Source organism: Noviluteimonas lactosilytica, assembly GCF_020866925.1.
GTDB lineage: Bacteria > Pseudomonadota > Gammaproteobacteria > Xanthomonadales > Xanthomonadaceae > Noviluteimonas > Noviluteimonas lactosilytica.
Genome location: NZ_JAJGAK010000001.1, coordinates 1,060,607 through 1,084,246 on the forward strand (window position 1 = coordinate 1,060,607; position 23,640 = coordinate 1,084,246).

At 68.0% G+C, this 23,640-nt stretch carries 19 protein-coding genes; 9 read left to right on the plus strand and 10 right to left on the minus strand.

Going from position 1 to position 23,640, the window contains the following annotated elements:
- Positions 1-106 precede the first annotated feature (106 nt).
- A complete protein-coding gene (locus LK996_RS05215) occupies positions 107-856 on the plus strand; it encodes a lysophospholipid acyltransferase family protein (protein ID WP_230526076.1) in 750 nt (249 codons plus the stop codon).
- A 40-nt stretch (positions 857-896) separates the two neighbouring features.
- On the opposite strand, the gene LK996_RS05220 is transcribed toward LK996_RS05215, so the two are convergent.
- From LK996_RS05220 to rluD, 3 genes are all read right to left on the minus strand, one after another.
- The gene (locus tag LK996_RS05220) at positions 897-1,274 is read right to left on the minus strand and encodes a YbbD-related protein (RefSeq protein WP_230526077.1); all 378 of its coding nucleotides are present in this window, start codon (positions 1,272-1,274) and stop codon (positions 897-899) included.
- Positions 1,262-1,930, minus strand: a complete 669-nt coding sequence (gene pgeF / locus LK996_RS05225; RefSeq protein WP_230526838.1) for a peptidoglycan editing factor PgeF — start codon at positions 1,928-1,930, stop codon at positions 1,262-1,264. The genes LK996_RS05220 and pgeF overlap by 13 nt, the downstream gene beginning before the upstream one ends.
- 74 nt (positions 1,931-2,004) lie before the next feature.
- Positions 2,005-2,994 carry a 23S rRNA pseudouridine(1911/1915/1917) synthase RluD gene (rluD, locus tag LK996_RS05230; RefSeq protein ID WP_230526078.1) on the minus strand — a complete coding sequence of 330 codons (990 nt, stop codon included), beginning with the start codon at positions 2,992-2,994 and terminating at the stop codon, positions 2,005-2,007.
- Between the two features lie 111 nt (positions 2,995-3,105).
- On the opposite strand from rluD, the gene LK996_RS05235 reads away from it, so the two are divergent.
- The gene (locus tag LK996_RS05235) at positions 3,106-3,966 is read left to right on the plus strand and encodes an outer membrane protein assembly factor BamD (RefSeq protein ID WP_230526079.1); all 861 of its coding nucleotides are present in this window, start codon (positions 3,106-3,108) and stop codon (positions 3,964-3,966) included.
- A 74-nt stretch (positions 3,967-4,040) separates the two neighbouring features.
- Here LK996_RS05235 and LK996_RS05240 read toward each other — a convergent pair whose 3' ends face one another.
- From LK996_RS05240 to sucC, 7 genes are all read right to left on the minus strand, one after another.
- Entirely contained in the window at positions 4,041-5,684 is a 1,644-nt protein-coding gene (locus tag LK996_RS05240) for an NAD+ synthase (protein ID WP_230526080.1), read from the minus strand.
- A 49-nt stretch (positions 5,685-5,733) separates the two neighbouring features.
- A complete protein-coding gene (locus LK996_RS05245; RefSeq protein ID WP_230526081.1) occupies positions 5,734-9,489 on the minus strand; it encodes an ATP-binding protein in 3,756 nt (1,251 codons plus the stop codon).
- A gap of 54 nt (positions 9,490-9,543) precedes the next feature.
- Entirely contained in the window at positions 9,544-10,614 is a 1,071-nt protein-coding gene (locus LK996_RS05250; protein ID WP_230526082.1) for a DNA topoisomerase IB, read from the minus strand.
- A 24-nt stretch (positions 10,615-10,638) separates the two neighbouring features.
- Positions 10,639-11,346 carry a toxin gene (locus LK996_RS05255; protein ID WP_230526083.1) on the minus strand — a complete coding sequence of 236 codons (708 nt, stop codon included), beginning with the start codon at positions 11,344-11,346 and terminating at the stop codon, positions 10,639-10,641.
- A complete protein-coding gene (locus tag LK996_RS05260; RefSeq protein ID WP_230526084.1) occupies positions 11,321-11,686 on the minus strand; it encodes a hypothetical protein in 366 nt (121 codons plus the stop codon). The genes LK996_RS05255 and LK996_RS05260 overlap by 26 nt, the downstream gene beginning before the upstream one ends.
- A gap of 137 nt (positions 11,687-11,823) precedes the next feature.
- On the minus strand, positions 11,824-12,699 hold the full coding sequence (gene sucD, locus LK996_RS05265; RefSeq protein ID WP_230526085.1) for a succinate--CoA ligase subunit alpha: 876 nt from the start codon (positions 12,697-12,699) through the stop codon (positions 11,824-11,826).
- A gap of 14 nt (positions 12,700-12,713) precedes the next feature.
- The gene (gene sucC, locus LK996_RS05270; protein ID WP_230526086.1) at positions 12,714-13,880 is read right to left on the minus strand and encodes an ADP-forming succinate--CoA ligase subunit beta; all 1,167 of its coding nucleotides are present in this window, start codon (positions 13,878-13,880) and stop codon (positions 12,714-12,716) included.
- A gap of 118 nt (positions 13,881-13,998) precedes the next feature.
- Between sucC and LK996_RS05275 the strand changes: the two genes are divergently transcribed.
- From LK996_RS05275 to LK996_RS05305, 7 genes are all read left to right on the plus strand, one after another.
- Positions 13,999-15,585: a sensor histidine kinase gene (locus LK996_RS05275; protein ID WP_230526087.1), complete on the plus strand. Its 1,587-nt coding sequence runs from the start codon at positions 13,999-14,001 to the stop codon at positions 15,583-15,585.
- Positions 15,586-15,624: 39 nt separating this feature from the next.
- Positions 15,625-17,043: a sigma-54-dependent transcriptional regulator gene (locus LK996_RS05280; RefSeq protein WP_230526088.1), complete on the plus strand. Its 1,419-nt coding sequence runs from the start codon at positions 15,625-15,627 to the stop codon at positions 17,041-17,043.
- Complete coding sequence (locus tag LK996_RS05285; RefSeq protein WP_230526089.1) at positions 17,040-18,392, plus strand: glycosyltransferase family 39 protein; 1,353 nt, start codon at positions 17,040-17,042, stop codon at positions 18,390-18,392. The genes LK996_RS05280 and LK996_RS05285 overlap by 4 nt, the downstream gene beginning before the upstream one ends.
- Positions 18,393-18,628: 236 nt before the next feature.
- Entirely contained in the window at positions 18,629-19,069 is a 441-nt protein-coding gene (locus LK996_RS05290; protein WP_230526090.1) for a pilin, read from the plus strand.
- 151 nt (positions 19,070-19,220) lie between these two features.
- Positions 19,221-19,652: a pilin gene (locus LK996_RS05295; RefSeq protein WP_230526091.1), complete on the plus strand. Its 432-nt coding sequence runs from the start codon at positions 19,221-19,223 to the stop codon at positions 19,650-19,652.
- Positions 19,653-19,737: 85 nt separating this feature from the next.
- Positions 19,738-21,726 (plus strand): tetratricopeptide repeat protein, encoded by a 1,989-nt coding sequence (locus LK996_RS05300; protein WP_230526092.1) that lies wholly within the window; start codon positions 19,738-19,740, stop codon positions 21,724-21,726.
- Complete coding sequence (locus LK996_RS05305) at positions 21,723-23,639, plus strand: tetratricopeptide repeat protein (protein WP_230526093.1); 1,917 nt, start codon at positions 21,723-21,725, stop codon at positions 23,637-23,639. Before LK996_RS05300 ends, LK996_RS05305 begins: the two co-directional genes overlap by 4 nt.
- Position 23,640 lies beyond the last annotated feature (1 nt).

A 23,640-nucleotide genomic window follows, 5' to 3' on the forward strand; every position in this document is an offset into this window, starting at 1 on the left:
GCGCTGGGCCCGGCAATAGCCTGTAGGTGCGGGCGTGGAGACCGGATGCAAGCCGGGGCCGGGTATCCTGTGCGCCGTTTTCCAAGGCTCGGCGGGTCGTTTCGGCATGGCGCGGTGGAAGTGGGGGGCGCTCAACGCGCTGCAGGCGGTGATGGTGCTGCTGGTGACGGCGGTCGGTTTCCCGGTGGCGCTGCTGCTGGGCCTGGTGTCCGGCCCGGGCGCGGCGCTGCGGGTGGCCTCGTGGTATTGGGCGCCGCTGCTGTTCGGCGGCGCGGGCGCGAAGCTCGTGGTCGAAGGCGCCGAGCGCGTCGACTGGTCGCGGCCGCAGGTGCTGGTCGCCAACCATCAATCGATGTTCGACATTCCCTCGCTGTTCGCCGCGGTGCCGGTGCCGCTGCGCTTCATGCTCAAGCGCGAACTCGCGTCGATGCCCTTCATCGGCTGGTACGCGCGTTTGATGGGCATGGTGTTCATCGATCGCGGCAATGCACGCGATGCGAAGCAGAAGCTCGGCGAAGCAGCCGACCGGTTGCGCGACGGCGCGACGCTGGTCGCCTTCCCCGAAGGCACGCGCGGCACGACGGGCGTCGTCGGTGCGTTCAAGGGCGGCGCGTTGCAGGTCGCGCTCGATGCAGGCGTGCCGGTGGTGCCGGTCGCGATCGAAGGCACCGGCGCGGTGTTGCCGCCGTCCGGCTTCCGCGTGCGGCCGGGCACGATCCGCGTGCGCTTCGGCGCGCCGATCGACACCGCGGGGCTGGAGCGCAACGTGCTCGCGACGCAGGCGCGCGAGGCAATCGTCGGCATGCTGCAGAAAAACAGGGGTCAGAGCACTATTTCGGAGGAAATAGTGCTCTGACCCCTGTTTTTGCCGCGCCACGTCGCGCGGGCGTCGACCATCAGAATTCGATCCGTCCGTGCCAACGCGAACGCTCGGGATCGAAGGTGAGCGTGTAGCGATCCTCCGCGCCGCACGTCCAGGCATTCGCGCCGGTCATGACGCAACTCGGCGGCAAGCTTTGCCCGGTCGCGCGGTAGGTGAACGACACGCGGTCGTTCTCGAGGTCCGTCGAGATGGTGATGTCGCTGGCGTCCCCGGGCAGGTCCACGGGCAGCCAATGCGCCGTCGGTGAGCCTTTGACATCGGTCATCGTGGAGAACCTGGCATCCGGCTTGTCGGGACCGCTGAGCGCCAGCGACACGATCGCGAACACAGCGAACAGCGCCACCAGCGCGACCGCGCATCGCACGAAGAACCGCGATGTCATCGCAGCCACGCGATCGTCGCCATGCGCCCCGTGCGCCGGTCGCGCCGGTGCGAGAAGAAGCGCGCATCGCCGATCGTGTCGAAGCCGCCGCCGAGCACGTCCATCACGCCCGCATGCGCGAGGCGCTGGCGCGCGAGTGCGTACAGGTCGACGCGCGAATGCCCCGGCCGCGTGGGAATGAAGGCCGCCGCGGCCGCGGGGTTCTGCGATACGAACGCATCGAACACTTCGGCGCCGACTTCATACGACGCCTGCCCCGCCGCCGGCCCGAGCCACGCGGCGATGCGTTCGCGCGGCGCATGCATCTGCGCGAGCGTCGCCTCGAGCACGCCGGCCGCGAGGCCGCGCCATCCGGCGTGCGCGACGCCGAGTTCGTCGCCGTCGCGCGAAGCGAAGACGACGGGCATGCAGTCGGCGGTGAGGATCGCGAGCACGGTGCCGCGATGGCGCGTCACCGCCGCATCGGCTTCCGGTTCGTCGGCCCCGGGTTCGACGACGACGTGCGTGCCGTGGACCTGGCGCAGCCAGCGCGGGCGCGACGGCAACGCGAACCGCTCGACCAGTTCCGCGCGATTGCGTTCGACGACATCGGCGTCGTCGCCGCTGCGCAGGCCGAGGTTGAACGTATCGAACGGCGCCACCGAATGACCCGCGCCGTAACGCATCGTGGTGAACGCCGCGACGTTGCCCGGCGCATCCCAGTCGGCGTGCACCACCGCTTCGGCGGGAAGCGTGTCGCTCACCGCGCCGACTCCGCCGCCGCGCGCTGGTCGTCGCGCAGGGCGTCCATCAACGCGCGCAGATCCGCGGGCACCGGTGCGGTGCAACGGATCGGCTCACCGCTGAGCGGGTGCGCGAATTCGAGGGTTTCGGCGTGCAGCGCCTGGCGCTTGAATCCGCGCAGCGCTTCGACGAGTTCCGGGGTCGCGCCGCGCGGGAGCTTCAACGGCCCGCCGTACAGCGGATCGCCGACGATCGGGTGCTTGAGGTGCGCCATGTGCACGCGGATCTGGTGCGTGCGGCCGGTTTCGAGGCGGCATTCCAGCGCGGTGTGCGCGCGGAAGCGTTCGCGCAGGCGGTAATGCGTCACCGCGTCCTTGCCGTCGTCGCGCACCGCCATGCGGATGCGGTCGCGGGGGTGGCGGTCGATCGGGGCGTTCGCGGTGCCGCCGGACACGAGCGCGCCCACGACCACGGCGAGGTACTGGCGATGCACGCCGCGCGCCGACAACTGTTCGACCAGCGAGGTATGCGCCGGCAGCGTGCGTGCGACGACCATGACCCCGGAGGTGTCCTTGTCGAGGCGATGCACGATGCCCGCGCGCGGCAGCGCGTTCAGCGACGGGTCGCGATGCAGCAACGCATTGACCAGCGTGCCGGCCGGGTTGCCCGCGCCCGGATGGACGACGAGGCCCGCGGGCTTGTCGAGGACGAACACCGCGTCGTCTTCGTAGAGGATGTCGAGGGCGATGTCCTCGGGCTCGGCGTCGGTCTGGATCTCGAGCACCACGTCGAGGGTCACCGCCTCGCCGCCGCGCACGGGATCGCGCGGCCGCACGGGCCGGCCATCGAGCAGGGCGTCGCCGGATTTGATCCACTCGGCCAGGCGCGACCGCGAGAACTCGGGGAACAATTCGGCCAGCACCGCGTCGAAGCGTCGGCCAGCCGCGGCCTCCGGCACGACGGCGGTGCGCGCGGCGGCGCCGGCGGCGGGATCGTTGGGTGTCATGCGCGCTCCGGTTCAGCCGGCGGTCCCGGATGCGGGCCGGCGGCGGTTGGCAGGCTGCTATTATCGACCCTTCGTGCGCCCTCCGCGCCCCTCCAGTACACGCCCCAGCCCATGACCCAGCGCTCCATCACGCGTTCCCTCCACCTGGTGCTCCTCGTCGCCGTCCTCTTCGGCGCGACCGGGTGCGAGTCGATCAGCAAGCTCTGGAAGAACGAAGACGCCAACGAAGGCCAACCGGTCGACGTCCTGTACGACAAGGGCCACGAGCTGATGACCGAAGGTCGCTGGGCGAGCGCGTCGGAAACCTTCCAGCGCCTGATCGCCCAGTACCCGTACGGCGCCTACACCGAGCAGGCGCTCATGGAAATGGCGTACGCGCAGTTCAAGTCGGGCAGGCACGACGACGCGGTGTCGACGATCGACCGCTTCATCCGCACCTACCCGACGCACAAGAACATCCCGTACTTCTATTACCTGCGCGGCCTGTCCAACGCCACGCGCAACGCGATCTTCCTGCAGCAGGTGTTCTCGCTGGAGTCGAGCAACCGCGACCTGACCACGCCGATGCAGGCGTACAACGATTTCTCGATCGTGGTCGAGCGTTACCCGAACAGCCGTTACGTGCACGACGCGGCCGCGCGCATGATCGAATTGCGCGACCTGTTCGCCAAGCACGAACTCGACACCGGCCTGTACTACCTGCGCCGCGGCGCCAACGTCGCCGCGATCTCGCGCGCCAAGTACCTGATCGAAACCTACCCGCAGAGCAAGTGGCAGAACGACGCGGTCGCGCTGCTCGCCGTCGCCTACGACGAGCTGGGCAACGAAACCCTCGCCGCCGACGCGCGTCGCGTGCTGAAGGAAAACGAGCCGGACCATCCGTTGTTCGCCGGCGAGTGGCCGGACTTCCCGTCGAAGTTCCGCAAGCTCAATCCCTTCGCGGGCGAGAAGTCGGGCGCCGAGCGCGACTGACGAGCGAAAACAGGGGTCAGAGCACCATTTCGAAACGGCGGCCGCGAGGTCGCCGTTTTCGTTTGGCGATCCGCTCAGCCGTACCCGTTCGTGATCGGGTAACGGCGCTCGCGGCCGAATGCGCGACGCGAGACCTTCGGGCCCGGGGCGGCCTGGTGGCGTTTCCATTCGCTGATGCGCACGAGGCGCAGCACGCGGTCGACCGTCGCGGCGTCGAAGCCGGCGGACACGATCTCGTCGCGCGCCTGTTCGAGGTCGACGTGGCGATACAGGATCGCGTCGAGCACGTCGTACGGCGGCAGGGAGTCCTGGTCTTTCTGGTTTTCGCGCAGTTCCGCCGACGGCGGGCGGTCGATCACGTCGACGGGGATCGGCATGCCGCCGTGCGGCGCGGAGCCGCCGAAGGCGTTGCGCCAGCGCGCGAGTGCGTAGACCTCGGTCTTGTACAGGTCCTTGATCGGGGCGTAGCCGCCGCACATGTCGCCGTAGATCGTCGCGTAGCCGACCGCGTACTCGCTCTTGTTGCCCGTCGTGAGCAGCAGGCCGCCGAACTTGTTCGACAACGCCATCAGGATCACGCCGCGGCTGCGCGATTGCAGGTTTTCTTCGGTCACATCGGGCGCCTGTCCTTCGAACAACGGCGCCAGCGCTTCGAGGAATCCGGCGAACGGTTTCTCGATCGACACCGCTTCGAGCTTCACGCCGAGCGAGCGGCACTGCACGTCGGCCAGGTCGTTCGACATGCCGGCGGTGTAACGCGACGGCAGGCGCACCGCGGTGACGTTGTCCGCGCCGAGCGCATCCACCGCGAGCGCGAGCACCATCGCCGAATCGATGCCGCCCGACAAACCGAGCCACGTCTTCGTGAATCCGTTCTTGCCGCAGTAATCGCGGATGCCGCGCACGATCGCGCGCCACGCGAGTGCGTCGCGGCTTTCCTCTTCTTCGATCGGCCACGCGACGGGCGCGAACTTCCGCGTCGCGCCGTCGAAGTCGGCGACGAGCCAGTGATCCTCGAACGCGCGCGCGGCGGGATGCACCTTGCCGTCGCCGTCGGCGATCACCGACGCGCCGTCGAACACCACCGCGTCCTGCCCGCCAACGAGGTTGAGATACGCGAGCGCGACGCCGGATTCGCGCACGCGCTCGGCGATGAGGTTGTCGCGCTGCGCGTGCTTGTCGCGCTCGAACGGCGAAGCGTTGGGTACGAGGATGAGTTGCGCACCAGCGTCCACCGTGCGTGCGACCGGCTCGGCGAACCACAGGTCTTCGCAGATCACGACACCGACATTGACGCCGTCGAGTTCGAACACGCACGACTCGCCGTCGGGATCGACGTCGAAGTAGCGACGCTCGTCGAACACCGCGTAGTTCGGCAACTCGCACTTGCGATACGTCTGCGCGACGTCACCATCGCGCAGCACGCTCGCGGCGTTGTAGACGATCGCGCCGACCGCCTGCGGCCAGCCGACGACGGCCACGATGCCGGTCGCCGCTTTCGCGATCTCCTGGATCGCGCGTTCGCAGTCGAGCAGGAAGCGCGGTCGCAGCAGCAGGTCTTCCGGCGGATAGCCGCTGACCGCGAGCTCGGGGAACAGGACGATGTCGGCGCGATGTTCGTCGCGCGCCTGCGCGATGAGGCGCGCGATGCGATCGGTGTTCGCGGCGACCGCGCCCACCGGGAAGTCGAACTGCGCCAGGGCGATGCGGAGCGTCATGCCGCGCAGTCTACCCGGCCGCGCTGCGTGCCACGCGTCAAGCCACGACTCACCCTACGAACAGGCCCGCGAGCTGCTCCGGCGCCACCGGCTTCACGAGGTGCAGGTCGAATCCGGCTTCGATCGCGCGCTGGCGGTCGGCCTCCTGCCCGTACCCGGTGACCGCGATGACGGTGGCCGCCTGCGTGCGCGGGTCGGCGCGCAGGCGGCGGACGACGTCGTAGCCGTTCATGCCCGGCAGGCCGATGTCGAGCAGTACGACGTCCGGCGGGGATTCCTGCGCGAGCACCAGCGCCGCGTCGCCGTCGTGCGCGACGCGCACGTCGTGCCCGAACGCTTCGAGCAGGTGCGCGAGCGTCTGTGCGGCATCGATGTTGTCGTCGACCACCAGCACGCGACGCGACGCCAGCTGCGCAGCGGGCGGTGCAGCGACCGGCGTGCGTTCATCGGGCGGGGCCGCGGACACCGGCAAGGTCACGATGAATTCCGAGCCGCGCCCGGCGCCGTCGCTCCGCGCGATGATCGCACCGCCGTGCAGTTCGACCAGGCTGCGCACGACGGTGAGGCCGATGCCGAGCCCGCCCTGCGAACGATCCAGTCCGCGTCGCGCCTGCGCGAACAGGTCGAACACATGTTCGATCGTGTCCGGCTCCAGGCCGATGCCGTTGTCCCGCACGCGCAGTTCGACGACATCGCCGTGCGTGCGCAGCGAGACGGTGACGTGGCCGCCCGGATCGGTGTACTTCGCCGCATTGGTGAACAGGTTGACGAAGATCTGTTCGAGCCGCACCGGATCGCCCGACACCATCACCGGCCGTCCCGGCATGGTGACCGCGACATCGTGGTGCTTGTCGTCCATCGCGCCCTGCACGCTTTCCAGCGCGCGATCGATCACGCCGCGCAGGTCCAGGCGCGTGCGATCGATGTCGATCAATCCGCGCGTGATGCGCGAGACGTCGAGCAGATCGTTGACCAGGCGCCCCAGGTTGCCGGTCTGCCGTTGCAGCACGTCGAGCAGGTGGCGCGTGCGGTCGCTTTCGTTCGTCGCGCCCGCCTGCAGCAGCGCGACTGCGTTGCGCACCGGCGCGAGCGGATTGCGCAACTCGTGCGCGAGCATCGCGAGGAACTCGTCCTTGCGCCGGTCGGCGTGCTGCAACTGCGCCATCAACGACTCGATGCGGCGCCGCGCGAGCACGTGCTCGGTGACCTCGTAGGAGAACACGAGGATCGAATCGATCGTCCCGTCGTCTTCGCGCACCGGCTGGAACACGAAGTTGAAGATCGAATCCTCCAGCTTCCCGGTGTTGGTGCGATCCAGGTGCGCGAGCGCCTCGGTGCCGATGTACGGCTCGCCGGTGCGGCGCACCTGGTCGAGCAGGCCGATGAAGGGTTGGCCTTCGAGTTCCGGCAGCGCTTCGCGAATGGGCTTGCCGATGATCGGCCGATTGCCCGCGAGCGCGAGGTATGTCGCGTTACCCAGCTCGATGACGTGGTCGGGGCCGCGCAGCAGGGCGAACGCCGCGGGGGCCTGTTCGAACAGGTCGCGCAGCAGGGTGCGCTGGCGTTCCACTTCGCGGCGACGCTGCGCGCGTTCGATCTGCAACGCGACGCGCGCGAGCAGTTCCTTCGCGGAAAACGGTTTGACGAGGTAGTCGTCGGCGCCGCCTTCCATGCCGTCGGCGCGCGCGTCCTCGCCGGCGCGCGCGGAGAGCATCACGATCGGCAGGTGGCGCGTGCGCGGGTCTTCGCGCAACGCGGCGGTGAGGCCGAAGCCATCGAGGCCCGGCATCATCACGTCGGTGAGCACGAGGTCCGGCAGGTGTTCCTGCGCGGCGGCCAATGCGTCGTTGCCGTTGCCGACCGCACGCACCGTGTAGCCGTCGCCTTCGAGCAGGCGGCGCACGTAGTCGCGCATGTCGGCATTGTCGTCGGCGAGCAGGATCTTGCCCTGCAGGATCGTGCCGTGCGATGTCGCGTGCGTATCGACGGCCGGCGCATCGGAGGTCGCCGCGAGCCAGCGTTCGGCTTCCTCAACGTAGCTCGCCGCCGCGGTGCCGGGCATCGCGGCATCGATGGCTTCCACGATGTGTTCCGCGGGCAGGTGCGTGCGGCCCATCGGCAGCGACACGGTGAAGCGCGTGCCGATGCCCGGCGTACTGTGCGCATCGATCCGCCCGCCGTGCATTTTCACCAGTTCGTGCACGAGCGCCAGGCCGATGCCCGAGCCTTCGTGCGTGCGGGCGCGGGCGTCCTGCACGCGATGGAAGCGTTCGAACAGGCGCGGCAGTTCTTCCGGTGCGATGCCGATGCCGGAGTCCTCGACGATCAACACCGCATGGCCGCGCTCTTCGCGCATGCTCACGCGAATGCCGCCGTCGAAGGTGAACTTGAACGCGTTCGACAACAGGTTGAGGACGATCTTCTCCCACATGTCGCGATCGATGTAGACCGGCGCGGACAACGCGGGCGCGTCCACATCGAGCTGCAGGCCGGCCTTCTCGGTGGCCGAACGGAACATGCTCGCCAACTCCGCGGTGTAGGCGTCGAGTTGCACGGGCACGTAACGCGCCTGCACGCGTCCCGCTTCGATCCGCGAGAAGTCGAGCAGCGCGTTGACCAGGCGCAGCAGGCGTTGCGCGTTGCGATGCACGGCGGCGAGGTCTTCGCCGAGCAGCGCCTGCGTGTCGCCACGCAACGCTTCCTCGACGGGCGCGAGCAACAATGTGAGCGGCGTGCGGAATTCGTGGCTGATGTTGCTGAAGAACGTGGTCTTCGCGCGGTCGAGCGCGGCCAACTGTTCGGCGCGGCGCTTTTCGTGCTCGTAGGCCTGCGCGTTGGCGAGGCTGGTCGAGATCTGTCCCGCGACCATCTGCAGGAAGTCGCGATAGCCCTCGTCGAACAGGCGATACGGATTCAGCGCGGCGACGAGCCAGAGGGTGTGGTTCGCATCGCCCGACGCCACCGGCAACACGATCGCCTGCATCGGGGCGTCTTCCCACGGCCCGGTCGGCAGCGATGCGGGCAGCTGCGAGGCACGCACGCGTTGCAGTTCGTGCGTGGCGAGCGCCTCGCCGAGCGGCCACATCGTGTCGTCGAGCGGGATCACGAGCGGTGCGGCGGGATGGCCGGGCGGAATTCCCGCGGCGCCCACCAGCGTCGCCTCGACATCATCCGCCTTCGCCGCATACAACATCGCGAACGGCAGGTCGTGCGGATCGCCGGCGAGCGCTTCGATCGCGCGCTCGCGCACTTCTTCCGCCGTGCGCGCATCGGCTGTGCGCGCAGCGAGGTCGCGCAGCAACGCGAGCTGGCGCTCGCCGACGATGCGGCGCGTCTCGTCGGTGTTGGCGCAGAAGATGCCGCCGGGGCCGCCTTCGTCGTCGGGAACGGGACTATAGGAGAAGGTGTAGTAGGTCTCCTCGCGATAGCCGTTGCGCTCCATGATCAGCAGCATCGATTCGTCGTAGGTGCCTTCGTTGTTGTTCAGCGCGGACGCCACGCGCGGCGCGATGTGCCCCCAGATCTCGTTCCACACCTCCGCGGCGGGCATGCCGAGCGCGCGCGGATGGCGCGCGCCGACGATGCTGCGGTACGCATCGTTGTAGAGATTGATCAGCTCGTCGCCCCACCACACGAACATCGGCTGGCGCGAGGTGAGCAACACACGGACGCACGTACGCAGGCTCTTCGGCCAATGTTCGACCGGACCGAGCGGCGTGCGCGACCAATCGATCGCGCGCATCAACGCGCCGGTCTCGCCACCGCCCGCGAACAATTCTTCCTGCACCTGCACCTGCGCGTTCATTTCAGTTCCCCCGAACCGGCGCGCATGCTGGCATTTGTCGTGTGCAGTGGCCCTTCACGCCGTCTTCTCATTTTTGCGGGCCTCGCGGTGGCCGGCGCGGAGCAGGCGCAGGGCCGCCTGTTCCCATTGCCGCGGGCCGCGCACGGACGAAGCCGCCTGGCGCAGGCGTCCGCTTTCGAAAACCGCGAACACGGCCGGGTCGATGTACGCGCGCCGACAGACCGCCGGGGTGTTGCGCAGCGCGCGCGCGACGCGCTCGACGGCGGTGTTGCACATCGCCCTGATGGCGCGCGCATTCGGCGAGCCGTCGGCCTTGCAGGGCACGTCGTGCAACGCGAGCACCTGCAGCGCGGCCATGGTCGCGCCCCAGGTGCGGAAGTCCTTGGCGGTGAAGTCGTCGCCCATCGCTTCGCGCAGCCAGTCGTTGACCGTGCCCGAATCCATCGGCTGCACACGGCCGTCGTCGTCGACGTACTGGAACAACGATTGCCCCGGCAGTTGCTGCACGTGCCGAACGAGCTTCGCCAGCCGCGCATCGTCGAGCACGATGTCGTGCTCCTGCCCGCTCTTGCCGCGGAACTTCAGGCGCAGTCGCCCGCCCTGCAGGAACGCGACGTGCTGGTTGCGCAGCGTGGTGAGGCCGAAGGACTTGTTGTCCCGCGTGTATTCGTCGTTGCCCACGCGCGCGAGCGTGTCGGCCATCAGCGCGACGACGATCGCGGCGACCTTCGCGCGCGGCAGGCCCTCGAGCGCGAAGTCGCGCTTCACCGCCCGGCGCAGGCGCGGCAACGCGGCCCCGAACTGCACGATGCGATCGAACTTCTCCGTATCGCGCACCGCGAACCAGCGCGGGTGGTAGCGGTACTGCTTGCGCCCGCGCGCATCGCGGCCGGTCGCCTGCAGGTGACCGCTCGCATTCGCGCAGATCCACACGTCGCGCCACGCCGGAGGGACCGCGATCGAGCGGATGCGCGCCAACGTGGCCTTGTCGCGCACGACGCGCCCGCGCGCGTTCACATACGAAAAACCCCGGCCTGCGCGTTTGCGGCGCAGGCCGGGGTCGGTATCGCTGACATAGGTGAGCCCGCCGTTGCGTGCGGACTCGATGTTCGGATCGATCGCCATCGCGGCAGGGTTGCCGCGAGGGTGTCAACGCCTCGTCTTCGGCGCGAATGCGCCCGTCACGGCCGCCATCCAGGGCTCGCATGCCGTCAACAGGTCCGGCGGGACCGAATACATCGGGTCCCGCGCATCGAAGAGCACGGCGCGGCGCATCTGCGCGCGGACGAGCGTGAAGGCCTGCTCGCTCGTAAGACGACTGTTATCGAACATGAGCGTCATGTCGGCGATGGGCGCCGCATGCCCGATGGCGGCCTGCGTGCGGGCGAACCTGTGCGTCAGTTTTGCGGTATCGACTGCATGCCCGCCCTGCAACGTCCTCGTCAGCACACGCAGGATCGACATGTCGACGGAGGTGAGGCCGACGAAGACGAGGACCACGAAGTAACCAGCCCGCTGCATTTCGCGGATGTCGTCGACCTTGGACTCGTGGCCGCCACCCGGCAGCGGCTTCCAGTGGGAGAACACCGTTTCGAAGGCGAATGGCATCTGATGCTCCATGACGAGCCGCTTGAATGCGCGAACGCCATGTTGCGAAAGGATTTGCCACTGCACCTGCTCGTCGCGCAACTCGCGCGCCCATTCGGGAATACGGCCGGTCTGCGCGTCCGGCTCCGGCAGAATGGACAGCATCATGCGATCCGCGTTGATCAGCGGAATGCGGAGCGTATCGGCGAGTTGCTCTCGCCAGAGCGTGGATTTTCCCGACCCGTTATGACCGGCCAGCACGAACGCCACGGGCTTTGCGCCGTGCGTCCGTTCGAGAAGCGCTTGCAGTGTTGGCGGTCTTGGGGGCACGAGTCGATGCGCGGAACTTGCCGTCCACGAATCGTCCCACGACGCGCGTTCCATCAAACGACTCACGCACGATGAGAGTCGGATCAGATGGATATACGGAAAAGGCGTACACCTTCGATGGATCAGGACCACTGAAGACGACCGATCGATCGATCCCCGGCTTGCTCAACGCTTTCGCAAGCTTGCGCACGAGCACGGTCGTCGTGTCGGCCTTCCGAACCTCGGGCTTCGCGGTGCGCCCCACCTTCACCAACTGCACACCGGGTCCAAGTTTGGCCATCGTCCGTCCCCTCACCAATCGGGACGACCTGGCCGATCCATTCGATGGTTTGCGCGCTGTAGCCATGTCCCGATCATCGCGCAAAAAAAGAGCGGGCGCACGAGGCGCCCGCTCCCTGTGTCTTGCGTTGACGGCGGTTACTTCTTCAAACGCGCCGCGATGGCCGCACCGAGGTCGCCCGGCGACTTCACCGTGGTGACGCCGGCCTTTTCCATCGCTTCGAACTTGCCTTCGGCCGTGCCCTTGCCGCCCGAGGCGATCGCGCCGGCGTGGCCCATGCGCTTGCCCTTCGGCGCGGACGCGCCGGCGATGAAGCCGACGACCGGCTTGGTCACGTACTGCGCGATGAATTCCGCGGCTTCTTCTTCGGCGGTGCCGCCGATCTCGCCGACCATGATGATGCCTTCGGTCTGCGGATCGTCCTGGAACCACTTCAGCGCGTCGATGAAGTTGGTGCCGTTGATCGGGTCGCCGCCGATGCCGATGCAGGTCGACTGGCCGAGGCCCACGTCGGTCGTCTGCTTCACGGCTTCGTACGTGAGCGTGCCGGAGCGCGACACGATGCCGATCTTGCCCGGCATGTGGATGTGGCCCGGCATGATGCCGATCTTGCACTCGCCCGGCGTGATCACGCCCGGGCAGTTCGGGCCGACCAGCACGACGTCGTCGTAACCGGCGAGCGCGTTCTTCGCGCGCAGCATGTCGAGCACCGGGATGCCTTCGGTGATGCACACGATGACCTTGATGCCCGCGTCGGCCGCTTCCATGATCGCGTCGGCCGCGAACGGCGGCGGCACGTAGATGACGGACGCATCGGCGCCGGTTTCGTTCACCGCATCGGCGACCGTGTTGTACACGGGCAAGCCGAGGTGCAGGGTGCCGCCCTTGCCCGGGGTGACGCCGCCCACGACCTTGGTGCCGTACTCGAGCATCTGTTCGGCGTGGAAGGTGCCCTGCGAGCCGGTGAAGCCCTGGACGATGACCTTGGTGTTGCGATTGATCAAAACGCTCATGGAGTCGTCAGTCCTTACTTCGCGGCCGCGGCCGCGACGGCCTTCTTCGCGCCGTCGTTGATGTCGTCGGCGGCGATGATCGCCAGGCCCGAATTCTTGAGGATGTCCTTGCCGGCTTCGACGTTCGTGCCTTCCAGGCGCACGATCACCGGAACCTTGACGTCGACTTCCTTGACCGCCGCGATGATGCCCTCGGCGATCATGTCGCAGCGGACGATGCCGCCGAAGATGTTGACGAAGATCGCCTTGACGGCCGGGGCGCGCAGGATGAGCTTGAAGGCTTCGGTCACGCGTTCCTTGGTCGCGCCGCCGCCGACGTCGAGGAAGTTCGCCGGCTCGCCGCCATTGAGCTTGATGACGTCCATCGTCGCCATCGCAAGACCGGCGCCGTTGACCATGCAGCCGATGTTGCCGTCCATGGTCACGTAGTTGAGGTCGTGCTGCGAAGCGAGCACTTCGGTCTCGTCTTCCTGGCGGATGTCGCGCATCGCGACGAGGTCCGTGTGGCGGAAGCTGGCGTTGTCGTCCGAGTTGATCTTGCCGTCGAGCACCGCGAGGTTGCCGTCGGTCATGATCGCCAGCGGATTGAGTTCGACGAGCGCGAGGTCCTTTTCGTTGAACAGGCGGAACAGGCCCAGCATGATCTTCGTCAGCTGGTTGACCTGCTTCGCATCCAGGCCGAGGGCGAAGCCCATCTCGCGGCACTGGTAGGGCTGCAGGCCCTGCACGTAGTTCACGTGCAGCGTCTTGATCGCGTCGGGGTTCTCTTCCGCGGTCTTCTCGATTTCCACGCCGCCTTCGGCGGAGGCGATGAAGGTGACCGCCTTGCTGGTGCGATCGACGAGCACCGACAGGTAGAGTTCCTTCGCGATGTCGGTGGCCTGGGTCACCAGCACGCAATCGACGGGCAGTGCGACGCCGGCCGACTGGTAGGTCTCCATCTTCGTGCCGAGCATGCCCTTGGCGTAGTCGCGGACCTCGTCGTAGGTCTTCGCGAGCTTGACGCCGCCGGCCTTGCCGCGGCCGCCCGCATGGATCTGGGCCTTGACCACCCAGAAGTCCCCGCCGATGGCCTTGGCGGCGTCGACCGCCTCTTCCGCCGTGCGCGCGACGCGCCCCGCCGGGACCGCGATGCCGTAATCGGCAAACAACTGCTTCGCCTGGTATTCGTGGAAGTTCATTGAAGTGGGGGGTGGGCCGCCAAAAAGGGGCCGTATTGTCGCCGATGCGAGACCCCCGGGGCAAAGCCGCCTCCCCCTATACTCGCCCCAACCTCATCGGGGACCCCCTGTGACGCGCATGCCGCCGCGGTCGACCGCCCCCGCCACCGAATACGCGCTCCGGCGCGAGCTTTACTTCTTCACGCTCTATCGCGCGCTGGAAGCGGGCCTGCTGGCGCTCGTGATGTTCAGCCCGTTCGGCGACATCTTCCGCGAGCCGCGCTTCCCCATGCTGGGCGGCGCGACCGCGGTGGGATACCTCATCGCGGCGATCGTGCTGATGTTCACCGGGCGCGCCGGCAACCTCACGGTGCAGGCGGTCGGCGGCGTGCTGGTCGACATCCTCGCGGCGGCGCTGGCGATGCACGCGCTGCCGTCGGCGGCCTCTGGCATCGCGCTGATGCTGTTGTTCAACATCGGCGCGGCGGCCTTGTTCGTGCCGATGCGCGTCGGGCTGGGCATCGCGGGGCTCGCGAGCGCGGCGCTGATCGGCGAATACATCTGGTCGGCCTACCAGGGCGCGCCGTCGGGTCGCTCGCCCGCGGAGTTGCTGATGTTCGCGGTGAGTTTCTGCGCGGTGGCCACGCTCTCGAACATCCTCGGCAAGCAGATGCGCGCGAGCCTGGCGCTGGCCGACCAGCGCGGCGCCGAGGTCGCGAACCTGGCCGAAGTGAGCGAACTGATCATCCGCCGCATGCGCATCGGCGTGCTGATGGTCGATGGCACCGGCAAGGTGCGGCTGGCGAACGAAGCCGCGATGCTGCTGGTCGGCGGCCAGATGGGCGATACGCTGCACGCGCTCGCGCCCGACCTCGACACGCGACTGCGCCGCTGGCGCCACGACGGCGTCGCGGACGAAGCCCCGATGCAACTCGGCGCCGACCTGCCGGAGATCGTGCCGCGCTTCACGCGCCTGCTCGCCGACAGCGACCAGTCGCTGGTGTTCCTCGACGACACCACCCTGCTCTCGCGCCGCGCCGAATCGATGACGCTCGCCACGCTCGGCCGCTTCTCCGCGAGCCTCGCGCACGAGATCCGCAATCCGCTCGCGGCGATCTCGTACGCCACGCAGCTGCTCGAAGAGTCGAAGGAAATCCTCGACGCCGACCGCCGCCTGCTGGAGATCATCCACCAGCAGACGATGCGCATGAACGGCATCGTCGAGAACGTGCTGGGCCTGGCGCGCCGCGAGCGCGCGCAGCCGGAGTACGTCGAACTGGTCGGCTTCGCGCGGCGCTTCATCGAGGAGTACCGCACCAACCATCCGCTCGAAGGCGACACGCTGCAGGTCACCGCGACGCAGGGCGCGATCCCCGCGCTCGCCGATCCGCGCCAGCTGCACCAGGTGCTCGTCGCGCTGGTCCACAACGCGCTGACCTACGGGCGCATGCCCGGCCAGCCGGCGCGCGTGCACCTTCACATCTCCAACGCGCACGGGCCGCAGATCGACGTGCAGGACCGCGGCCCCGGCATCCCCGAAAGCGTGGCCGCGCAACTGTTCCGGCCGTTCTTCACGACCTCGGGCCACGGCACGGGGCTCGGCCTGTATATCGCCCGCGAATTGTGTCGCGCCAACCAGGCCACGCTCGAGTACGTCGCGATGCCGGGCGGCGGTTGCTGCTTCCGGATTCGACTTGCGGGACCGCATTCATTGTTGCCGACCTGACGCCCGATGTAAGGTTGCGGGTAAGGGGAAGGGAACCAGATGAACGACCAGCGTAGTGCCTTGATCGTCGACGACGAGCGCGACATCCGCGAATTGCTCGTCCTCACCTTGGGCCGCATGGGGCTGCGGACGGAAACAGCATCGAGTCTCGGCGAAGCGCGCGCGCTGCTCGCCGTGCATCGCTTCGACTTGTGCCTCACGGACATGCGCCTGCCCGACGGCTCGGGCATCGACCTGATCGCCGAGATCACCGCGCAGTATCCGCAGACGCCCGTCGCGATGATCACCGCGTTCGGCAACGTCGAAGCCGCGGTCGAAGCCTTGAAGGCCGGCGCGTTCGACTTCGTCAGCAAGCCGGTCGACCTCGCGGTGTTGCGCGGCCTGGTGAAGCACGCACTCGATCTTCCGCAGCGCGGCGCGCGCCGCCTCAATGCACCCGCGAGCGATGCGCTGGCCACGCGCCTGTACGGCGATTCGCCGGCGATCGTCGCGTTGAAGCAGACGCTCGGCAAGGTCGCGCGCAGCCAGGCGCCGGTGTACATCGCCGGCGAATCGGGCACTGGTAAAGAACTCGTCGCGCGCACGATCCACGAGCAGGGCCCGCGTGCGAGCGGTCCGTTCGTGCCGGTCAACTGCGGCGCGATCCCCGCCGAACTGATGGAGAGCGAGTTCTTCGGCCACAAGAAGGGCTCGTTCACCGGCGCGCACGTCGACAAGATGGGCCTGTTCCAGGCGGCCGAAGGCGGCACGCTGTTCCTCGACGAAGTGGCCGAACTGCCGCTGCCGATGCAGGTCAAGCTGCTGCGCGCGATCCAGGAGAAGTCGGTCCGCGCGGTCGGCGCGAACAACGAAGTCGCGGTCGACGTGCGCATCCTCTCGGCGACGCACAAGGACCTCGCGGCGCTGATCGCCGACGGCCGCTTCCGCCACGACCTGTACTACCGCATCAACGTCATCGAGCTGCGCGTGCCGCCGCTGCGCGAACGCCTCGACGATCTTCCCGGTTTGTCGTCCGCGATCCTGCATCGCCTCGCCGGCCAGCAGGGCCGCGCCGAACCGGTGCTCGCGCCCGACGCCGTCGACGCGCTGCGCGGCTATCCCTTCCCCGGCAACGTGCGCGAACTCGAGAACATCCTCGAACGCGCGCTCGCACTCGCCGAAGACGACCGCATCGAAGCCGCCGACCTGCGCTTGCCGACCTATGGCCCGCCGCTCACCGCGCCGATGAGCGCACCCGCCTCCGTGCAATTGCGCGAAGCGCTGATCCGCGATCCGCGCCAGGCCGACCCGCGCGACAGCATGACCAGCGCGTTGCCGAGCTACATCGAAGAGATCGAACGCAACGCGATCCAGCAGGCGCTCGAAGACAACCGCTACAACAAGACGAAGGCCGCCGCGCAACTCGGGATCACGTTCCGGGCGTTGCGTTACAAGCTGAAGAAGCTCGGGATCGATTGAGCCCCGCCGCGCGCCATTGGATCGCGCTGCTGGCGCTCGCTGCGCTGTCGGCGTTCCTCCAGTTCGCCAACGTCCGCCAGACCGAACAGGGCGGCGTCGTGCACGGCGATGCAGTCAAGTACGTGTTCTACGCGTACAACCTCAAGCACCACGCAACCTTCTCGCGCTTGCAGACTTTCGGCGCGCAGGCCGATGTCGTGCCCGTGCCCGACAAGCTGACGCTGCCTGGCTATCCGTGGTTCGTGTCGAAGTTCCTCGGCGACGGGCCGCCGGACCAGGCGTTCCTGTGGCGGATCGAGGCCGCGCAGGCGCTGCTCGGCGTGGCGACGACGCTGCTCGCCTTCCTCGTAGCATTGCGGCTCGCGCCGTTCTGGTGGGCGTTCGCGGCCGGTGTGCTGGTCGCGACGCAACCACACCTGGTCGTCATCAGCGACTACCTGCTGACCGAAACGCTGTTCACGCCGCTGGCGCTCGCGTTCGTGCTCGCGTTCCTGCGCGCGGCGGCGCCCGACGGCAACAAGTGGCACGCGGCGATCGCGGGGCTGTTGCTCGGCGTCGCCTGCCTCGTGCGTCCGCAATTGCAACTCGTGCCGTGGCTCGTGCTGCTGGCCGTGTGTTTCGTGCCGCGGTTGCGGCCGCGACTGAAGCAGGCGGCGCTCGGCGCGTTGTTGTTCGCCGCGGTCGTGCTGCCGTGGCAGGTACGCAATGCGCAGGTGCCGTTGCCGGCGGGCGAACCGGATCTCCTGGTGCAGTCGATCTACCACGGCGCGTTCCCGGGAATGATGTACGAAGGCGACCTGCGCACGCTGGGTTACGCGTATCGCTTCGATCCCGATGTCGCCGCGCATTCGCGCGACCTGCCTTCGGCGTTGGCCTATATCGGCGATGGGTTCGCCGCGCACCCGGGGCGCTACGCGTATTGGTATTTCATCGACAAGCCGCTGATGTTCCTGGCGTGGGGACACATCGCGGGCGTCGGCGACATCTTCATCTATCCGGTCACGCGATCGCCGTGGCTGGAGCGACCGCTGTTCCGCGCGCTGCGCGAGGCGCACTTCTGGCTGCATTGGCCGTTGATGCTGGCGATGCTGGCGACGATGGTGGTCGCATTGCGGCGGCCCGAGTCGTTGAGTGACGATGCCGGGCAGCGCCGGGCGATGGTGCTCGTGTCGACGCTGCTCGCGCTGATGCTTGTGCTTCATGTGCTGGGGCTGCCGTTGCCGCGGTACAACCTGCCGTTCCGTGCGCTCGAAGTGGCGCTGGCGATGGCGGGCCTGCGCGCGACCTGGGTCACGATTCGGCAAACGAAGCGAAGCTCATCCGGCCGCAGTGCGCCTGCTACAGACTGACGAGCTTGGTCACTTTGTGACACGAAGGTCCGCCACCCCACGGATTCACCGGCCTAAACAGGGAAATTCGTGATGTGCCGCACCCCCAATGGGAGCGCGAGTCGACGTGTCCCATTTGGCATGCAACCTGCGTAACATTCCGGGCACGTGCAACGTTGCACGGCTGCCCGACGGATCCGGAGAGGCCGGAGCCATGCGCGGCACGTGAAGTTCAAACACTCCTAGGGGATACACACATGAAGAAGCAGCAGGGCTTTACCCTCATCGAACTGATGATCGTGGTCGCCATCATCGCGATCCTGGCCGCCATCGCCATCAGCCAGTACCAGGACTACGTGATCCGCTCGCAGGTGTCGGAAGGCTCGTCGCTCGCCGACGGCACGAAGACGGCGGTCGCCGAGTTCGTCAACAACTACGGCCGTTACGGCGCGAACAACACCTCGCTGGGCCTGGCCGCGTCCACCGGCATCACCGGCAAGTACGTCCTGTCGGTCGACGCCGCGAACGGCCCGATCGTCGTGACCTTCGGCAAGGACGCGCACACCGCGATCACCGCCGCCGGTTCGAACCAGCTCGTCTTCTCGCCGATCACGCACGCCGGTTCGATCGAATGGCGCTGCAACACGACCGCCACGACGATCAACAACAAGTACCGTCCGACCCCCTGCCGCACCTAATCGCGACCGGGCAAGCAGTACCGGAGGGGCCGCCCAGTGCGGCCCCTTCCTTTTTGTGAGGGAGGCCACACTCCCATTCACCGGGCTGGCACACTGCTTGCGTCGGTATCGCCATAGACCGCTTCAGCATTCATGCCCGGGGGGGCGCTGCATGAAATCCGACCAGTCCGGCTTCACCCTGATCGAACTGATGATCGTGGTCGCGATCATCGCGATCCTCGCCGCCATCGCCGTGTCCCAATACCAGGACTACGCGATTCGCGCCCAGGTCGCCGAAGCGGCATCCCTCGCGGATGGCGCCAAGACCAACGTCGCGGAGTACGTGCAGAACCACGGGCGCTACGGCAGCAACAACACTTCTGTCGGCCTCGCGGCTGCGAACCAGATCCTGGGGCGCTACGTGACCAACCTCGATGCCTCCGGCGGCACCATCGACGTGACGCTGGGCAACCAGGCCCACCAGCACATCCAGGGCGGCCATCTGATCTTCTCGCCGCGCACCCATGCCGGCAGCATCGAGTGGGTCTGCAATCGTTCGAACACGTTGAACGAGAAGTACGTCCCGCCTGCCTGCCGTCATTGATTCCGTGATAGCCCCGTCGCCGAAAGCGACGGGGTTTCGCTAGGATGCGCCCACGCCCGACCGCGGCGTCCACAGGCGCCGCCGCATGCCCCAACGCTTTCGCAGACTGCAGGACCATTGGGCCCCGCTGGCCTTCGCAGCTGTCCTGCTCCTCGCCCTCCTTGCCTGGTGGCCCGGTGTTTCCGGTGGCTTCCTGTTCGACGACTTCGTCAACCTGCCCGCGCTCGGCGGAATGGGCGCGATCGACAACGCACCCGCGTTCTGGCGTTACATCACCTCGGGCACGGCCGATCCCACGGGACGCCCGCTCTCGCTCCTGAGCTTCCTGGTCGACGCCAACAACTGGCCGGCCGATCCGGCGCCGTTCCTGCGCACCAACGTGTTGCTGCACCTGCTCAACGGCGCGCTGCTGTTCGTGTTGCTGCGGCAACTCGGACGTCGCCTCGATGGTCCATCGTCGCGCGCCGATGCGGCGGCCGTCGTCGGCGCAGGCGCGTGGTTGCTGCATCCGTTGTTCGTGTCGACGACGCTGTACATCGTGCAGCGCGAGGCGATGTTGCCGGCGACGTTCACGCTCCTCGGGCTGATCGCGTGGGTGCACGGGCGTGCGCGATTCGCGATGTCGCCGAACGCCGGCATCGCATGGATGGTCGGCGGCCTGGGGCTGTGCACGCTGCTGGCGGTGCTGAGCAAGGCGAACGGCGCCCTGCTCCCGGTACTCGCATGGGTGATCGACGCGGTCGTATTGCGACCGGGCGATGCGGCCGGGATCCGCGAGGATCGACGCCTGCGGGCGGTGCGCGGCGTGTTGTTGATCGCGCCAAGCGTGCTGCTGTTCGCGTGGCTGGCGTTGCAGCTGCGTCATCTCCACCATGATTTCGGCATTCGCGAATGGACCATCGCCGAACGCCTGCTGACGCAACCCCGCGTGTTGGTGGATTACCTGCAAGCACTCGTCGTGCCACGCGTGTTGACGACGGGGCTGTACAACGATGGTTACGTCGTGTCGACGGGGCTGATGTCGCCCGCATCGACGTTGCCTGCATTGCTCGCGATCGTCGCGCTGATCGTCGCCGGCTTCGCGTTGCGTCGCCGCGCACCGGCGCTCGCGTGCGCGATGCTCTTCTACTTCGCCGGACACCTCATCGAGTCGACGGTGCTCCCGCTCGAGCTGTACTTCGAACATCGCAACTACGTGCCCGCATTGCTGCTGGGCTGGCCGCTGGCGCGTGCGATCGTCGGGCTCCGCCTGAACAAGGACGCACGCGCGGCGTTGTGCGCCGTGTTGTTGCTGATGCTGGCAGCGACCACCTGGCAGCGCGCGTCGCTGTGGACGCAGCAGGACAAGATGGCCTACCTGTGGGCCGACAGGAACCCCGACTCGTCGCGTGCGCAGGCCACGGCCGCGTTGTTCGAGATGCGCACCCTGCCGCCGCTCGCGGTCATGCGCTTGTCGCCCCTGGTGCAGGCCAACCCCGACGACTTGCAGCTCGCGCTCAACCTCGCGAGTGCGCGCTGCGCCGCGGGCGGCCTGGGGCCGCGCGACGTGGATGCGGTCGCATACGCCCTGCGTCACGCCACGCACGGCGACCAGCTCGTCTATCGATGGCTCGGGGAGGCGCTGGGGCTCGCGCAGGCGGGCAGTTGCGGCGGCGTCGACGTCGCCACCGTCGCACGCTGGATCGATGCGACACGCACCAACCCGACGATCTCGCAGATCGCGGGCCGCCAGCAGGATTTGCATTCGCTCGCCGGCCAGGTCGCCCTCGCGCAGGGCAAACCCCAGGTCGCGCTGGACGAATTCGATGCCGCGCTCACCGCGAGCCCGAGCCCGCAGGCGGCGCTGCAGCAGGCCGGCATGCTCGCGAGTGCAGGTTGCTTCGAACAGGCCATCGCGCATCTCGATCGCGCGCCGATGCGGCCTGCGTCCGACGCATCGTCGCCCTGGAACATGCGTCGCGCGCACGACTGGGTCATGCAACGCCAGGGTTTCTACGAACACGAGCGCACCACCCTGCGCGCGATCATCGCCGAAGACCTGCGCACGCAGGGCCAGGGGAAGTGCGGCGCATGAGGTTGCTCGATCGCGACGCACGCAAATGGACGGCGATGGGGCTGCTGCTCGTCCTGTGCGTCGTAGCCGCCTACGTGCCGGGCCTGCACGGCGGTTTCATCTTCGACGACTACCCGAACGTCATCGACAACGCGCGGGTCAAGCTCGAGCACCTCACCGCGAACGGGCTCAGCTCGGCGGCGTTCTCCTCGGAAGCCAGCTCGCTGCAGCGGCCGATCGCGATGCTCACCTTCGCGCTCAATTACTACTTCACCGGCTTCGACGGCGCCGCGATGAAGTGGACGAACATCGCGATCCACTCGATCAACGCGCTGCTGGTGTTCGGACTGGCGAACCTGGTGCTGGTGCTCGGCGCACCGACGGCCTCGGCGCAGCGGCGTCGCTGGACGGCGGGTTTCGTTGCCGCTGCGTGGGCGCTGCAGCCGATCAACTTCTTCGGCGTGCTGTACATCGTGCAGCGCATGGAAAGCCTGTCGCACCTGTTCGTGTTCGGCGGGTTGTGGTTGTACCTGGTCGGTCGCCAGCGCCAGTTGCGCGGCGAGAGCGGACGCTGGCCGATGGGCATCGGCCTGTTCGGTGGCACGGCGCTGGCGCTGCTGTGCAAGGAATCCGGCGTGCTGCTGCCGCTGTATGCCTGGCTGCTGGAACTGTGCCTGCCGGCGCTGCGCAATGCGGCGGACCGGAGGCGTGTGCAATGGCTGTTCGTCGCGGTGCTGTGGTTGCCCGCCGTCGCGGGGCTCGCCTGGCTCGCGCCCTATGTGCTGCGACCGGAGACCTTCGCCGCACGCGACTTCACGCTCGCCGAGCGGTTGCTCACCGAACCGCGCGTCGTGTTCGACTACCTGCAGTGGACGGTGTATCCGCGCCTGTCCGAGTTCGGGCTGTACCACGACGACCTGGTCGTTTCGCGCGGCCTGTTCGCGCCCGCGACGACCGTGTTCGCGCTGGCCGGAATCCTGCTGCTCGCGGCGCTTGCATGGTGGCTGCGGCGCAAGCGCCCGATCGCGGCGCTCGGGTTGCTGTGGTTCCTTGCCGCGCAGTCGCTGACCGCCACCATCATCCCGCTCGAACTCGTGTACGAGCACCGCAATTATTTCGCCTCGCTCGGCGTGTGCCTGCTGATCGCGGACCTGCTGTTGCTGTGGCCGACGCGCGAATCCGCGCGCCGGATCGGCGTGCTCGTCGCGGGCTTCGCGCTGCTGTACTACGGCGCGACCACGCACCTGCGCGCGCGGGAATGGAGCGAGCCGTTGCGCTTCGCGCAGATCGAGGCGGCCAAGCACCCGAATTCGCCGCGCGCCACCTACGGGTACGGGCGCATGCTGGTGATCGCGAGCGACTACGACGCGAATTCGCCGCACCTGCAACCTGCGATCGTCGCGCTCGAACAAGCCGCGAAGCTCCCGAAGAGCGGCCTGCTTCCCCACAGCGCGTTGCTGCTGACCGCTGCGCACACACAGACGGCGATCCCCGACGCATGGTGGGACGACATGACCGCGCGGCTGCGCGCCAACCCCGTCGGTCCGCAGGAGATCAACGCGATCAGCAGCCTCGTGCGCTGCTCGCGCGATTCGGAGTGCCGCTTCCCGCCCGACCGCGTGGTCGCGCTGTTCGAAGCCGCCCTCGCCCGCAAGCCCGTGCCCGACATCTACGCGCTGTGGGGCGATTACACGCTCAATGTCCTGCGCCGCCCGGAGGATGCCATCGCGCTATCGAAGCGTTCGGTCGAGCTCCGTCCCGACGTCGCCCAGTACCGCATCAACCTCGCCATGCAGTTGATCTACGTCGGCCGCATCGACGAGGCCCGGCGCGAGATCGCCACGCTGCGCGGCCTGGGGCGCCTGGGCCAGAACGAGGCCGCGGCCGCGATGCTCGAACAACGGATCGCCGATCGCGCCGGCGGACCGACATAAT

Coding starts and splice junctions, on each gene's coding strand:
- LK996_RS05215 (WP_230526076.1), top strand. CDS start 107: ATGGCGCGGTGGAAGTGGGGGGCGCTCAACGCGCTGCAGGCGGTGATG.
- LK996_RS05295 (WP_230526091.1), top strand. CDS start 19,221: ATGAAATCCGACCAGTCCGGCTTCACCCTGATCGAACTGATGATCGTG.
- LK996_RS05300 (WP_230526092.1), top strand. CDS start 19,738: ATGCCCCAACGCTTTCGCAGACTGCAGGACCATTGGGCCCCGCTGGCC.
- LK996_RS05235 (WP_230526079.1), top strand. CDS start 3,106: ATGACCCAGCGCTCCATCACGCGTTCCCTCCACCTGGTGCTCCTCGTC.
- LK996_RS05280 (WP_230526088.1), top strand. CDS start 15,625: ATGAACGACCAGCGTAGTGCCTTGATCGTCGACGACGAGCGCGACATC.
- LK996_RS05275 (WP_230526087.1), top strand. CDS start 13,999: ATGCCGCCGCGGTCGACCGCCCCCGCCACCGAATACGCGCTCCGGCGC.
- LK996_RS05260 (WP_230526084.1), bottom strand. CDS start 11,686: ATGGCCAAACTTGGACCCGGTGTGCAGTTGGTGAAGGTGGGGCGCACC.
- LK996_RS05305 (WP_230526093.1), top strand. CDS start 21,723: ATGAGGTTGCTCGATCGCGACGCACGCAAATGGACGGCGATGGGGCTG.
- LK996_RS05245 (WP_230526081.1), bottom strand. CDS start 9,489: ATGAACGCGCAGGTGCAGGTGCAGGAAGAATTGTTCGCGGGCGGTGGC.
- LK996_RS05240 (WP_230526080.1), bottom strand. CDS start 5,684: ATGACGCTCCGCATCGCCCTGGCGCAGTTCGACTTCCCGGTGGGCGCG.
- LK996_RS05290 (WP_230526090.1), top strand. CDS start 18,629: ATGAAGAAGCAGCAGGGCTTTACCCTCATCGAACTGATGATCGTGGTC.
- sucD (WP_230526085.1), bottom strand. CDS start 12,699: ATGAGCGTTTTGATCAATCGCAACACCAAGGTCATCGTCCAGGGCTTC.
- rluD (WP_230526078.1), bottom strand. CDS start 2,994: ATGACACCCAACGATCCCGCCGCCGGCGCCGCCGCGCGCACCGCCGTC.
- pgeF (WP_230526838.1), bottom strand. CDS start 1,930: ATGCGTTACGGCGCGGGTCATTCGGTGGCGCCGTTCGATACGTTCAAC.
- LK996_RS05250 (WP_230526082.1), bottom strand. CDS start 10,614: ATGGCGATCGATCCGAACATCGAGTCCGCACGCAACGGCGGGCTCACC.
- sucC (WP_230526086.1), bottom strand. CDS start 13,880: ATGAACTTCCACGAATACCAGGCGAAGCAGTTGTTTGCCGATTACGGC.